Genomic DNA, 684 nt, shown 5'->3' on the forward strand with positions numbered 1-684 from the left:
AGACGCAGTAAAGAAAGCGTATGATAAAGCCAGCAGTGTTATTGACAGTGCTGCTCGCAAAGGTGTGCTTCACAAGAACACAGCTGCTCGTAAAAAATCCCGTTTGGCTGCTAAAGTAAACAGCGTCGACAAATAATTGAAATACCGGCAAGCCCCGTTATATACGGGGCTTGTTTTATAATATTGTGAGGTATATATGATTAGACCGGAAGGCAAGCAAATTACACATTTTTTTGGGGTTTTCTTTCCCCTCTTATTGACTCAGTTCGCTCTCGTCGGCAGCAGTCTTTTCAGCAGTATTTTCAGCGGCAATGCGGGTACGACGGATCTGGCAGGTGTAGCTGTGGCTGCCACTATCTGGTATCCTCTTTTTGCCGGTGCTTGCGGCATAGCCTTCGGCATTTCGCCCATCATTGCCCAATTACGCGGTGCCCGTAAGACGGAAGATATTCCCGTCTTTATTACACAAGGGATTTATACATCTTTTTTTCTTACTGTAATCATTGTATGCGGATCTCGATTTCTTCTTACTCCTTTTTTATCTCTCCTAAACTTGGAACCTGCCGTACAGGCTATTGCCGAACACTATTGGCTGGCTTTATCTTTCGGCATTTTCCCTATGTTGGTACAGGCGACTCTGCGCTACGCCGTAGATGCCCACGGAATGACGCGACTTTCCATGGG

At 46.1% G+C, this 684-nt stretch carries 2 protein-coding genes; both read left to right on the top strand.

Features of this window, described 5'->3' with window-relative positions:
• Positions 1-136 (top strand): 30S ribosomal protein S20 (gene rpsT, locus PGX78_RS08510; RefSeq protein ID WP_270446524.1); only part of this gene is annotated, 136 nt, incomplete at its 5' end.
• A gap of 60 nt (positions 137-196) precedes the next feature.
• Positions 197-684 (top strand): MATE family efflux transporter (locus tag PGX78_RS08515; protein WP_270446520.1); only part of this gene is annotated, 488 nt, incomplete at its 3' end.

The organism is Megasphaera sp. AF13-6AC (assembly GCF_027685385.1).
GTDB classification, from domain to species: domain Bacteria; phylum Bacillota; class Negativicutes; order Veillonellales; family Megasphaeraceae; genus Megasphaera; species Megasphaera micronuciformis.